The organism is Paenibacillus sp. JNUCC-31 (assembly GCF_014844075.1).
Taxonomy (GTDB): Bacteria; Bacillota; Bacilli; order Paenibacillales; family Paenibacillaceae; genus Paenibacillus.
This window is the reverse complement of sequence record NZ_CP062165.1, coordinates 4,816,863-4,830,257: the sequence shown is the minus strand read 5'-3', so window position 1 is coordinate 4,830,257 and position 13,395 is coordinate 4,816,863. Positions and strand designations below refer to the sequence as shown.

Genomic DNA, 13,395 nt, shown 5'->3' with positions numbered 1-13,395 from the left:
CTCCTCTTCATTCTCCTCATTTGAGCGGCTTTGTCTGGCTTGTCCTAGACATGAACAAAGACTCGCCTGATAATTGCTCCTGTCCTCTACTATTCTGGTTTGCATTCTCTTCTGCTCCCTTCGATTGAATTGATAGATATAACCTGCTGGATGTACCTGAGTGGTCATTCGATTGCGCTCCCTGATATGGAAAGTAGAAAAAAACAAAAAAAGCACCCGCAAGTCAGGCGTATTGCCTGCTCTTACGGGTGCTTCCCTCATAAGCCGTTCCATATGGGATTCGCCGAAATGGTCATCATTTCGAATCGAACCACTACCTTTTTCTAATATATTCCATACGTTGTATCTGGTCAAGTCAGTTAGAGAAATCAAGTTGTTTCAATGGGAGAACCCTTCCCGTATAAAGATAACCTTACTGTCCGACCAGGATGGCTTTCATCTCTTTCGTCAGGTCCTCTTCTTTCAGGATCATATAGATGTTCTCCCCGCGGGTGACATTCAATTTGATCTGATAGAGCGTATCTCTCTCTGTTTGATAACCGGACCGTTGACGTTGAAGCAATTCGCTGATAATTTTTTTATTTTTGGTAGCAATCTGTTTGTTGCCACTTAAATTCCCGTCCACATATTCTGACTGAGGGTACACCATCTGAGGATTTCCGGGACTGTTAATCTCCTGCTTTACAAATTGTGCAGAAGCCACCTCATCTACTGGAAATTCCAGTTGCTCGTATAATTTGTTCTCTTTGAGCCATTGCAATACCCTGTCATAGCTTGGTTTGATCTCAAAATTCCACATCTCCTTGGGTTGTAAAGGGTCATTCGATGAGGAATCCTGATTCATTTCCGCGTATGCAAAAGACTGCCATGGAGAACGTTGTTCCTCATAAGTCTGGTCCATAATGTCCTGTTTCAGCAATTCCTTGAATTCACGAACTTGATTCGGATTGCTAATATATACTTTTCGGTACGAACTAATCGTTGAGCGAATGCCAATACTTAGCGCGTCCTCATCCAGCTTATACGTATCATATGCAAATTTTTTGTAAGCCTGAGACTGCTTCAGCGCCATCAATTCCTGACGAAATTCAGCTTCGGGAATGTAATATTTGCGTTTCATCACCTTGCCATTATCCAACTTGTAGTTCATAAAAACATACTCATCATTTTCCATACCTGAATTGATAGGGTCACTCAGCAAAGGCAGATCGGAATCCACGATCTTCTGATGAAGATGGATAACGGCTTCCATATATTCCGGATCATCCGAATAAAATGGTCCATCATCCACCTTCCGATTGATACCATTGCTATAAGTGTAACGTTCTCCGCCAAGCTTGATACTGTTGACCTTGTTCAGTTCAGGCACCCGTTCAGCATATCCATTCCAATCGGCAACAGGTACGTACAGAATCAATCCAGCCACGATGCCATATAGAGCGAGCTTGGGCAGCAGTTTGCTGCTCCAGATCAGCCACGTCTTGCGGATAATCATCTCGGCAACAATATAACCGACAATTCCACCGAGGATATATCCGAAGATCCCCCACCCTGATGATCCTCTTGGAGCAATAATGGTGAAGTAGGCTCCGCCAATTAAAACCAGCGTAAACATTAAACCAAATCGGAATATGGGTTTAACAAGTGTAAACGTCACCGCTTGGGTAGCGGATTCCACCTGTCTCTTCGCGTAGAATACATAAGTCAGCGGGATGAACAACAGCGTTAATATTGAATAGATAATGAGTTCCCAACGGATCACAGGAGCTCCACTAATCGAAGCCATGCGAAGGACTAGAGATATTTTTTCTGCATTTCGCCCAACATCATCGTACGGATATCCGAGCAGGTAATGCTGAAGATGCAGAGACAAAATGAACCATACGACAACAGGTAACAAAAGGAGCGCGTACACGGTGAGTCCCTGCAATACGGACTGTCCGATGCACATGCCTACCACCACGGTCAGCATGAACATAAACAACGAGTAGATGCTCATACTGAATCCCCACATCCAGATTGAACTACCTCCGAATGTAAACGCGGGCTGATCCAAAACCGCCCATACCCAGCCTGTAATGGCAGTCGTGATCCAGATCGGAAGCAGGATCATCATAAATCCTGTCAACAAATTCACGGTTAACAGATGCTTGCGGCGCAGCGGCAAACTGTGGAACAGATCCGAAGGCGCACCGGATTGCATATAACGGAATAAAAATATTCCCGCAGCTACCGGCAAGGTAATGGCAAACAGGATTTGTACTTCTCCATTCGCCTGGAACAAACTCGTAATCTTCTGTGGCACTTCCCGATACTCGGTTGCGATATAAAGCGGTAGTGAAAACAACAACGTGATCAGGTACAGGATGCCGATCCATCCATGCTGCCTGAAATTTTGGAACAGGATGCCCCGGTTACAGAACAATCGGTTGAATATCATACCCAGCATCCTCCATTTCATAGATAAATATTTCTTCCAGCGTCAGCGGCAGCACATCCAGCAGATAGGGATCAAATGCACGGAATCGTTCCGTTACAGCCTCGCGGTTACCTTTCACAATAAACAGGGATACACTCCCCCGCTTCTCTTCATGCAAAATATTCACCTGTTCATCCATTGCCATGGCATGATCAGGATGACGGAAAGCGACCTGAATTTTATGTGTATCAGCCTTCAGATCATCCAAGTCTTTCTCTACAATAATCTGCCCTTTGTGCATGATGGCAACATGGTCGCACAGGTCTTCAATCTCACGCAAATTGTGGGATGAGATCAGAATCGTCACCTGACGCTCCGCTGCTTCCTGGAACAGCAGATTCTTGATCTGCTGCCGCATGACCGGATCAAGTCCATCAATCGGCTCATCCATGAGCAGTACTTCAGGCATACAGCTGAGCCCGAGCCACACGGCCGCCTGACGGCGCATGCCTTTGGACATGCGATGCAGTTTACGTTTGACGTCCAGTTTAAATACACTGCTGAGCTGTACGAAGCGTTCCTCATTCCAGCGCGGATATACCGAACGATAGAAGGCGGCCATCTGAGCGATGGACGACTGTGGGAAAAAGGTTGGCGCATCTGCCATAAAAATCGTACGTCCCTTAAGATCCATATTTTCATATATTTCTTGTCCATCAATACGAACTGTCCCGCTATCCTGACGATAGATGCCTGCCAGTATTTTGAGCAGTGACGTTTTGCCTGCCCCATTGGAGCCGAGCAAACCATAGATCGATCCCTTATGTACTTGCATCGTGACGCCATCAACGGCTTTTTCCTGTTCAAATGCCTTAATGACCTGATTCAGTTCAATCATTCGGCTCCCCCTTCTCTATACGGGCCATGGCTTCCTGAAATAAAAGCGTCATATCGGCTTTGGTTAAACCGGAATACGAAGCTTCCGCAATCAGCTTCACCAGAGCCGCTCTGATTTCATCTCTCATGGCTGCATTCGGATGTTCCACGGACGATGATACGAAGCTCCCTTTTCCCTGCAATGAATAAATATAACCTTCACGTTCAAGTTCCCGGTATGCCTTCTGAATCGTATTCGGATTAACCGTGAGCTGCCCGGACAGTGTGCGAACGGAAGGCAGCTGCTCATCGGGTTGGAGAACACCGTACACGATCATTTCTTTGATTTTGTCCACCAGCTGCTCATAGATCGCCTTACGGCTGCGTACATCCAATTCGAACATCCCGCACCTCCTCTCTGAAAATGTTGTAATACCCTATTGAAGAACGATGACTGTATATGAAGTGTATGTATTCAACACTAAGGTGTATTAACTGTACTACTATTATTAATACAGTTAATACAGATTGTCAATCCTTTACTTTGACTTCTCTTATGATTCGCGTTAGGTTTATATATGATTAAAATGACATATAAACTCAAGAAAGTAGATCACTTTGGAAATAAAAAGGATGCAATTTCGTGGTTCGGATTGGCGGATTAGTTTGGACTGAATTGTCTGGTTCGGATCGGTGTGGTTGTTATAGTTGGTTAACACGCTTTTCGGGCTATATACGTTCAAAGCTTGTTCTGATCTTTCCCCTTCCGTTATGATGGAGAAGAAAGTTTAATTGAGCACAAAATGTTCAACTATTCTTGGATTCCGCCTATTTGAAGGACAAAATCCAGTGAAACGTCCCGTTCAGATAGACATCATTATTCTTGATTATCTTGCACATCCCATTCGGGATGAATTTATACAGTTTTGAATCTAACACTTTACAAGGGAGAGTTCGGGATGAATGAACAGAGACAGAATGATTCTATAGAGGGTAATCGTTCAGAAACCACAAACAGGGTAAAAAGCTCAGAAATAACCTCGGCATCAGCAGCTTCGATACAGCGTGTATTGATCGTAACCGCCGTTGATGCGGAAAAAGAGGCTGTACTGCGCGGCCTGGGTAATCAGGCTGCGGAACGCTTTGATGTGATTGCTGCGGGCGTAGGCCCTGCCTCGGCCGCAGCAGGAACCGCTGCCGCGCTGGCCTTTGCCACAGCGGCGGGCGGAAATGCGCTGCTGGCGCAAGGCTCCGCCGCGCCAAGCGAAACCGATGCGGCACAGGCATCTGCCGCATCCTCAAGGCCGGGGCCCCTGGCCGGGACCGGACTGACCCCAGCGTACACGCTGGTGGTCAGTGCCGGCATCGGCGGCGGGTTCCCCGGCCGGGCGGACGTCGGCTCCCTCGTGGTGGCCGACGCCATGGTTGCCGCCGATCTGGGCTCGCAGACGCCAGACGGCTTCCTCAGTGTGGACGAGCTCGGCTTTGGCTCGTCCCGTGTGGCGGCGGACGCGGAGCTTGTCGCGCGCCTGCGCCATGAGCTGCAGCGGGCAGGGCTCGCTGTCAGCGGAGGCACGGCGGTCACCGTATCCACGGCGACCGGAACTGCCGAGACGGCCGCGGAGCTGCTGCGCCGCGTGCCGGATGCCGCCGCCGAAGGCATGGAAGGCTTCGGCGTAGCAACCGCAGCCCAGCAGTTCGGCGTGCCAGCACTCGAACTGCGGGCTATATCCAACGCGGTCGGTCCACGCGACCGCGACGCCTGGCGCATCAAGGACGCCCTCGATGCGCTCCAGGCTGCAAGTTCCATTTTACGGGAGGTACTGACATCATGAAAATTGCATTTTCCCCTTGTCCCAACGATACATTTATCTTTCACGCCTGGGTGCATGGACTGATTCCAGGTGCACCTGAGCTGGATGTCCGGTATGCAGACATTGATATTACCAACGGCCTTGCGGCTAATCCGAATGGACCAGATACACCTGAAGTTATGAAAATATCCTATGCAGCACTGCCTTATGTGCTGAATGATTATGCGCTCTTGCCTGCTGGCGGCGCGCTTGGCAGAGGATGTGGTCCGCTTGTGTTGACCGCTAACGGCACAACCGATCCGGCCTATCTCGCGGGACGCCGAGTTGCCGTGCCGAGCGAACGTTCAACAGCCTATCTGTTATTCCGTCTCTGGGCAGCACAAAATGTTCCCGGCGGTGTAGGCGAGATTGTCGTTATGCCATTCGACCAGATTATGCCTGCTGTTCGGGACGGCAAGATCGATGCCGGCTTGGTTATCCATGAGGCACGCTTCACGTACCAGAATTATGATCTCAAGCTTATGACCGATCTCGGTAACTGGTGGGAAAGCGATACGGGTCTACCGATCCCTCTAGGGGCAATCATCGCCCGTCGCAACCTGGATGCTCACGCTCTTGCAGGTTGGGCACGTGCCTCGGTGGAATACGCTTGGGCGCATCCGGATGAGTCCAAAGCATACGTCATGGAACATGCACAAGAGATGGACCCTGATGTAACTGCGCAGCATATTGGCTTGTATGTTAACGAGTTCAGCGCCAACCTGGGCGATGACGGTTACGGTGCAATTACGGCGTTGCTTGGAAGAGCGATGAAAGAAGGACTTGTTCCCGAGTTTGATCTCGATTTATTGCGGATCTAACTCTGGCTCACCCTAATCTCGTTTCTATACTTCTGTTGGGTACCGTCTCCGTGCTGATAATCTTCGTGACTAATGTTCTAACAAATCGGTAACACCTTATTAAGCAGGATCGAGCGGAATGGCAATATTAACGAACCTCAGTCACGTTATTCCGGTAAACCTCTGCGAAAACACAAAATAAACAGAAGAAACGGCGAAATAACGATCCTTAAATTCGTTAGATTCCAGTGTCTGTGGAAATCCGCTTATTAGCGTGACTCTAGTTCGTTAGATGTGATGGCTGGAGCGCTCGTCTGCAGTTTCGTTAATTCGCCGCTTCGCTTGTTAGTATGTGGAACGATTGGTCCGTAGGTACGTTGATTGGTTGGCCGATCCGTTAGATCGCTTCTGCCTTCGTTCACTCCTTCGTTGATTATTTCGTTCTTCCGCAGGCTGGTTTGGCAGTTCGCTGGTCTATTTCTTCTGCAACCCTTTAAAGAAGAGAAATACACTTAACATCAAATTTTGGTTATATCGTTTTAGAAGAGTTCTACTAGTAAGTCATAAGTCCATCTCCATTTTTTCTTTAAAATCGGTTCTAAACGCCGATTTTAATTTCGTGAAACAATTCAAAAAAACGGCCGCTGTTCGCATCGTTTGCGACAAGGCCGTTTTTTTGTTTTTCGTACGCTAGCTTCAACTTGCTATTCTTGCCAAACACTCATAGGGTCCCATGGCTTGATCTGATCGCCATATTTCCCGGCCAAAAAAGCTTTCATGTCTTCCAGCTTAGCAGGCACCTCGTTCCAAATTGGAAGGGGCGGTAACCCTCGTTTGCTTTTCAATAGGATGTCCACTGTAACATACAACCGTTCTGGCTGAATCCAATGAAGGAAGCGGGAAATATCAATTTGCTTGGTCAGGGACAAGGTATCAATTTCGTCATTGTAATGCTTGTTAAACTCGCTAATCAGGTTCAAGAGGTAGTCTCTTTGCTCCTTCACGAAGTCCAGACCGCAGATGGCGCCATGTCCAGGAACAACGATTTCGGGTTTAATTTCATCAATAATGCGATCAAGCACTTTAACCCAATTGAGGGTTCCCTCTTCGCTGTATGCCGTACAACCGTTAAACACGACATCGCCGGCGAACAGTACCTTTTCTTTTGGCATCCACAGCAGCAAGTCACTGTCGGAGTGGGCCGGAGCTACGTTGTAAATCATGACTTCCGTATCGTCAAGACGGATGCTGATATCGTCCTTTATCTCAATATTCGGGTGTACCCATTCTACGCCTTCCAGGTCGAATCCTTCAAATTCCGCTGCAAAAAACCGCTCGCCCGAAGTCGATTCCAGAGAATCCTTTCCTCTTCTGATGACGTTGTCCATCCAGGCGATATTTTCGGTGAGACGCTCTCTGGATGCTTCCTTGTGCATAATAATGCAAGCATCTTCAAACACTTTGTTTCCCCAGGCATGGTCGCTGTTATAGTGCGAGTTCACCACATATGCGGGAGAGCCGCCGTTGCTTACTTCCTTAAAAGCCTCCCGCATTTCCCGCGCATGGAACAAATCGAAAAACGTGTCATACACCAGCCCTTCACCCTTGTTGATGAACCCGGCATTGGCCCAACTGATGCCGCGATACGGCGAAATACCTGCAAAGACGCCATCTGCGACTTCAAAAAATTTAACGCGAGGTTTTTGGATAATACGTCCATACTTCATGAAAATTCTCCTTTGCGTATATGTTTTTGGGGTAAAGCACACTGTTTATGTCTTTAGTATAGAGAATCGAAAACATAAATGCAAGCAAGTACTTGCATGCATTTATGTTTTGCAATATGATAGTAACAGAACAACATCAAACAACATGGATGGAGGCGCTGCAACATGAAGCTAGTAACCTTTCAAACCAAGACATCTCAGGAACCTTTGTTTGGGCTTGTAATTAACGAGAAATTTGTCGTGTCTTTTGCTGCAATCATGAAAAAGCAGGGAACATTCGTTGACAGTCTAGAAAGTATGGACAGCTATCTTCATTATTTGCCGGCAAGTTATGATGCCGCTAAGGAATTGATGCAATATACTGTCGAACAGTCGCATCAATTCAATGAAAATGAAATCTGCCCGATTGCAGCGGTAAAACTGCTGCCACCGGTTCCGAATCCGGCTGCGCTTATCGATTTCGGGCTGACGCCAAGACATCTAAGAAATGCTGGCGTAAATCTGCTGCAAAGAGAATATACAGGGCCGGAAAGAGAAAAGCTTAAACAAAAAATCGCCGAAAAATTCCAGCAAGATCCGAATAAAGTGAATTTCAGTTATTACAAGTGTAACCATAATGCTTTAATTGGCGATGGGGATACGATTCATTGGCCATCATACTCTTCATACCTGGATATCGAGCCGGAGCTGGCCTTTGTTACAGGGAAGGGGAATTGCATCGCAGGTTATGTTATTTTTAACGACAGTACTGTCCGCGATGTGCAGTGGCCGGATTTCCAGGCGCTGACCGGACCGACGCGCTGCAAAGATTTTGATCGCAGCAAAGGAATAGGACCATTTCTGGTTACGCCGGATGAAGTCGACAACCCGCTGGCACTAGATGTGGATGTACGCATCGGGGAGAGACTGCACTGGAAGGGAAGCACTTCCGAGTATTCTGCACACCCTGGGAAAGTGATGGAGGAGGTTCTCAACGTTTTCACGCCGCTCCCGGGCACGATTATAGGAATGGGGACGATACCAGATTGCTGCGCAATCGAGACCGAACAATGGTTGTTGCCCTCTGACCGAATCCAGATTACATTCGATAAATTAGGCACGCTCACGCAATTTGTGCCTGAACATGTCAAGATTACGGAACCAAGCCGCTGGGAAAAAAGAAGCGATTTTCCTTAAATAAACGTTTATGAAAGATGAACCCCGACCCTGCTGCATATGCAAAACTTGTAGTAGAATAGGTTTAACATATGCAAAAGGAGAAATACAATGAATACTTCAGACAGAATCATTGAAGCCGCGACAGGGCTCATCAAAAAGAATGGTTATCGGGGAGTAAGCACCAAAGCCATTGCAACGGAAGCTAAAGTCAATGAATCTACGATTTTCCGGCAATTTGGAAGCAAGCAAGGCATATTGGAAGCCATCATTGAAAGACATTCGGATATCCCGCAATTTGAGAAGCTCTTAAAAGAGGACGCGACCGATAATCCGGAAGTCGATCTGCTGAATGTAAGCCAGCAGTACCGTTTGTTTTTCCATAAAAATGCGGACATCATTTTGATTGGCATCCGTGACAAAGGAATGCTTCCCGAATTGGACAGAGTGCTGGCCGATCCGCCGGCGAAGCTGCACTCCTTGCTGGTTGAATATTTTGAACGCCTGCAGAAGAAAAAAGTTATAGCTAGACAGAATGAGCGTCTTACCGCTATGTCTTTTCTCTCGATGTGTTACGGATTTCAGATGAGCGAGCTGATTCACCGGCAATATCAGTCCCAACTCGTCACCGAGGAAGAGTTCTACAAGCACAGTGTCTCATTGTTTGTTAAAGGAATTTTGTCTCAGTCATAAGCTGAGCTCAGTATACTGCAACCGGGACATTATTAATTTTCAAACACCAAATAAAGCCTGTAGCCGGAAAACTGAACTATGACCGAGAGATGGACACTTTAAAAAAGTGCCCTCTCTGAGAGCCCTGCAAAAGCCTTGCTTTTGAGCAAAAGAGAGATTCAATTTGGAAATGTAATCAAGAATGCTAAAAAGCAGCTCGCTCCTCATACGAGGGCGGACTGCTTTTGCTCGACTAGCTTTACCATTCGCTCACATTCATAACAAATTCTATGATATACGTCTGTATCTGTATTCGCATACGAAATTGACCTCGGTACTTGGTTGTTGCCATACCGTGGAACCTCTTCATCTCTGCACTGCATTTTTATGTTCAATAACCCATCTGCATTTTTCAGTATTAATGTAGTGGTTCCATGTAATCTCATTCGTTCGTCTTACAACGATCCAAACTTAATTACTCCGCCACTACCGTGCGAATCATAACTCGCAGAGCATCCAGCATCATGGGGATGGGCAGTGACGGCACCGAAGGCTGAAGCACAGCCATCTCTGTCGAAGCTGGGAAATGTACAAATCCGGCACGAATCGGAAGCTGTTTCAATCGGATATGATCCAACACCCGGTACATCGTATTATTGCAAATATACGTACCTGCCGTATTGGACACCGCAGCCGGGATTCCTGCTGTCCTCATGTTGTTCACCATCGCACGAATAGGCAGTGTGGAAAACAAACCATCCGGGCTTCCTGCGGCAATCAGCTCGTCCACGGGATGTTGGCCCTGGTTGTCCGCGAAGGAGCCAGGAGGAACGTCTTTGACATTGACAGCAATCCGTTCGGGTGTAACAGCTGTCCTGCCTTTGGCCAAACCACAGGCGATGACAACATCCGGTTGATAGGATTCCATCTCTGCGATGAGCAAATCCGCACATTCATCGAAGTGCACAGGCAACAGCACTGTTTTTAACTCTGCTCCCTCCATCACTTCATACGCAAGTGCCTCCATCAGCTCGCCCGTCGGATTCACCGCATCCCCGCCAAAAGGTTCAAATCCGGAGATCAGAATTTTCATCATCGCTTTTCCACTCCTGTCTATTTACTCGGATTTGTAACGCAGGCCCCACTGCCCACGAATGGTGTCCATCAGCTTCATAATCTCCAGGGATTCGTCCAGTTGAATCGTTCTGCTCTCTGTCCGTCCTTCCAGGATGCAGCGCCCTGCTTCCTCCGCTTCAAACGCATATCCAATACACGTCCGGTCATCGGTAAACTTCTCGGGTTCGTCCTGACCGTTCACGTGCAGATCAGCTTCTTTGCCTGCCAGGAAAAACGGTAAACGAATGTACCCCTCTGTGCCGTATATGACCGCCTCGTTACTCAGATTAAGACGAATGGCCCCATTCAGCGATGCAGAACGTCCTTCGGAATAAGATAACAGTACGGAGAACTGCTCATCCACACCCGTCTGTCCAATGTTCGCCGTACTCCACACATGCTGAGGCTGCTCCCCAAAAATCATGGACGCAAACGAGATCGGATACACACCCGCATCCAGCAAAGCACCCCCACCCAGCTCCGGATTAAGCAACCTGCCTTCCGGCTCCCAGCCTACACGGAAACCGAAATCTGCTTTGACCAGACGTACCTCGCCGATTCTGCCTTCCGCAATCCATGCTCTCGCTTGGGTAATCGGCGGCAGAAAGCGTGTCCACATGCCTTCCATGAGAAAAAGCTTGCGCTCACGTGCCTTCTCCACCAGTTGCTCCAGCTGGCGGGCATTCATCGTAAACGGTTTCTCACAGAGAACTGCTTTGCCCGCTTCCAGACAAGCAAGCACATTTTCCTTATGTAACGGATGCGGTGTTGCCACATAAATAATATCCACTTCAGGGTCCTGCAGCATCTCATCATATGAACCGTAAGCGCGTGCAAAACCATATTCAGCTGCAAACTTCTCTGCGCTACCCGCAGTTCGTGAACCCACCGCCGCTTTTACGGCGTTCCCGGCATGCTCCAGATCCCGCGCGAACTGGGATGCAATCCATCCCGTACCCATAATGCCCCAATTCACTTTGTCCCGTCCAACAACTTTCGTCATCATAAATCCTCCCCTGATATCAAAATATTTAAAAAGATCACGATCTCGATTAGGCCAACACGGAGTCTTCTTTATTTTACCAAAAAGAACCGCTTGCGTCAGACCGGTTTCATCTTTCACATTCAAAGCTTTATATCCAATGAACTAAATTTCATGGTCTAATTTCAATGAACTAATTCAATGATCTAATTGAGATTCACTCTCATTTCAATTTTTTTCGTATTTTTGCTAAGATGATTGCAGATCACGGATGAAAGGACGACCCGACTTTGTCCACACTTTTAACCATGGATACACTAGTGAAACGTATCGGTTTAACCGAGCAGCGTATTTTATTTGAACATGTGAGCGCAGTAGTGAATCAGGGAGAACGTATTGCTATACTCGGTGCATCCGGTCAAGGGAAAAGCACATTGCTCCGCATTCTCGCCCTGCTGGATGTTCCTGATGAAGGAGACCTGATCTGGAAAGGAATTTCTTATCGGGATTCAGACCCTCGTATTTGGCGCATGCGCATGACTTATGTCGCACAGCAGGCTGTCATGCTGGCAGGCAGTGTGGAAGATAACCTGAAAACGGTACACCTGCTTCACAGGCAGCCATACGATCAGGACCTCGCCCGACGCCTGCTTGCGGGGATGGGCTTGGAGAATCTGGATATTCAAAAGCGGGCCATCGACCTCTCCGGTGGGGAGAAACAGCGCATAGCCCTAATCCGTTCCATGATGCTTCGTCCTGAGGTACTGCTGCTGGATGAAGTGACCGCTTCCCTGGATCGGACCAACGCCCGCCTGGTGGAAGAGCAATTGACCCGCTGGAGCCAGCAGGAAGGTACTTCTCTCGTCTGGGTTACCCATGATCAGGAACAGGCACAATCATTCAGTACAACCACCTGGTTTATGGGCAATCAGACATTGCTGGAGCGCCAGCCGACAGCCCACTTTTTTGACAACCCGTCCACCGACCTGGCCAGACAATTCATTATGCACCCTGCCCCTGCGGCAAAATAAGGAGAAATCATGTCACTCATCGCCCTGAGTTTTACCATTATATTTGTGATGCTCACCATGCTTATCTCTGTCTGGCAGAAGCTTGATCTGGAAAAGGATATTGCCATCGGCACCGTTCGTTCCGCTGTACAGCTGTTGCTTGTCGGATATGTACTTCAATTTATTTTCAACTCGGATCACCCTGCTCTCATCATTGCCATTGTCGGATTCATGATTATCGTAGCCTCCATTAATGCTGGCAAACGCGGCAAAGGACTTCGCTGGATTTCCTTGTATATTGCGGCTGCCATTACGGTTACGGAGCTGCTCATGATGGGGCTGTTGTTGGGACTTGGGATTGTAGAGCCTACTCCCCAATACATTATTCCATTGAGCGGGATGACCATCGGTAATGCCATGGTGGTGTCCGGGCTGTTCCTGAATCAGATGAAACGCGAGGTCGAATCCTCCAAAGGAGAGATTGAATGCCTGCTTGCCCTGGGCGCAACACCAAGACGTGCTTTTCAGGACGTATTAAAACGTTCCGTCAAATCCAGCATGATCCCCACGATCGATGGCATGAAAACGGTAGGACTCGTACAGCTTCCTGGCATGATGACAGGCATGATTATTGCGGGTGCCGATCCGGTTGAGGCCGTCCGTTACCAGATTCTGATCGTGTTTGCTTTTACCAGTTCAGCCGCCATTACCAGCATCTTGCTTAGCCTGATGACATACCGACAATGGTTCACATCGGATATGAGGCTGCGTTCGCTATAATATAT

The 13,395-nt window shown here is 48.0% G+C and carries 12 protein-coding genes; 6 read left to right on the top strand and 6 right to left on the bottom strand.

The window, feature by feature from the left end:
- Positions 1-412 precede the first annotated feature (412 nt).
- From JNUCC31_RS20910 to JNUCC31_RS20900, 3 genes are read right to left on the bottom strand one after another with little or no spacing between them, the layout of a single operon-like run.
- Positions 413-2,461, bottom strand: a complete 2,049-nt coding sequence (locus JNUCC31_RS20910) for a hypothetical protein (protein WP_228469149.1) — start codon at positions 2,459-2,461, stop codon at positions 413-415.
- On the bottom strand, positions 2,415-3,317 hold the full coding sequence (locus tag JNUCC31_RS20905; RefSeq protein WP_192264321.1) for an ABC transporter ATP-binding protein: 903 nt from the start codon (positions 3,315-3,317) through the stop codon (positions 2,415-2,417). Before JNUCC31_RS20905 ends, JNUCC31_RS20910 begins: the two co-directional genes overlap by 47 nt.
- A complete protein-coding gene (locus JNUCC31_RS20900; RefSeq protein ID WP_192264318.1) occupies positions 3,310-3,699 on the bottom strand; it encodes a GntR family transcriptional regulator in 390 nt (129 codons plus the stop codon). The genes JNUCC31_RS20905 and JNUCC31_RS20900 overlap by 8 nt, the downstream gene beginning before the upstream one ends.
- 555 nt (positions 3,700-4,254) lie before the next feature.
- On the opposite strand from JNUCC31_RS20900, the gene JNUCC31_RS20895 reads away from it, so the two are divergent.
- Positions 4,255-5,130 (top strand): futalosine hydrolase, encoded by an 876-nt coding sequence (locus JNUCC31_RS20895; RefSeq protein ID WP_192264315.1) that lies wholly within the window; start codon positions 4,255-4,257, stop codon positions 5,128-5,130.
- On the top strand, positions 5,127-5,969 hold the full coding sequence (locus JNUCC31_RS20890; RefSeq protein WP_192264312.1) for a 1,4-dihydroxy-6-naphtoate synthase: 843 nt from the start codon (positions 5,127-5,129) through the stop codon (positions 5,967-5,969). The genes JNUCC31_RS20895 and JNUCC31_RS20890 overlap by 4 nt, the downstream gene beginning before the upstream one ends.
- A 683-nt stretch (positions 5,970-6,652) precedes the next feature.
- Here JNUCC31_RS20890 and JNUCC31_RS20885 read toward each other — a convergent pair.
- The gene (locus JNUCC31_RS20885; protein WP_192264310.1) at positions 6,653-7,675 is read right to left on the bottom strand and encodes an MBL fold metallo-hydrolase; all 1,023 of its coding nucleotides are present in this window, start codon (positions 7,673-7,675) and stop codon (positions 6,653-6,655) included.
- Between the two features lie 165 nt (positions 7,676-7,840).
- On the opposite strand from JNUCC31_RS20885, the gene JNUCC31_RS20880 reads away from it, so the two are divergent.
- Together JNUCC31_RS20880 and JNUCC31_RS20875 are read left to right on the top strand one after the other, a co-directional pair.
- The gene (locus JNUCC31_RS20880; protein WP_192264307.1) at positions 7,841-8,851 is read left to right on the top strand and encodes a fumarylacetoacetate hydrolase family protein; all 1,011 of its coding nucleotides are present in this window, start codon (positions 7,841-7,843) and stop codon (positions 8,849-8,851) included.
- Positions 8,852-8,941: 90 nt separating this feature from the next.
- Positions 8,942-9,523 (top strand): TetR/AcrR family transcriptional regulator, encoded by a 582-nt coding sequence (locus JNUCC31_RS20875; RefSeq protein ID WP_192264304.1) that lies wholly within the window; start codon positions 8,942-8,944, stop codon positions 9,521-9,523.
- 454 nt (positions 9,524-9,977) lie between these two features.
- On the opposite strand, the gene pcp is transcribed toward JNUCC31_RS20875, so the two are convergent.
- Both pcp and JNUCC31_RS20865 read right to left on the bottom strand, forming a co-directional pair.
- On the bottom strand, positions 9,978-10,595 hold the full coding sequence (gene pcp, locus JNUCC31_RS20870) for a pyroglutamyl-peptidase I (protein WP_192273199.1): 618 nt from the start codon (positions 10,593-10,595) through the stop codon (positions 9,978-9,980).
- A 24-nt stretch (positions 10,596-10,619) separates the two neighbouring features.
- Positions 10,620-11,621, bottom strand: coding sequence for a Gfo/Idh/MocA family protein (locus JNUCC31_RS20865; RefSeq protein ID WP_192273197.1), 1,002 nt, complete (start codon positions 11,619-11,621; stop codon positions 10,620-10,622).
- Positions 11,622-11,908: 287 nt separating this feature from the next.
- Here JNUCC31_RS20865 and JNUCC31_RS20860 point away from each other — a divergent pair, with 287 nt between their 5' ends.
- Complete coding sequence (locus tag JNUCC31_RS20860) at positions 11,909-12,631, top strand: ABC transporter ATP-binding protein (protein ID WP_192273195.1); 723 nt, start codon at positions 11,909-11,911, stop codon at positions 12,629-12,631.
- 9 nt (positions 12,632-12,640) lie between these two features.
- Positions 12,641-13,390 carry an ABC transporter permease gene (locus JNUCC31_RS20855; protein WP_192264301.1) on the top strand — a complete coding sequence of 250 codons (750 nt, stop codon included), beginning with the start codon at positions 12,641-12,643 and terminating at the stop codon, positions 13,388-13,390.
- Positions 13,391-13,395 lie beyond the last annotated feature (5 nt).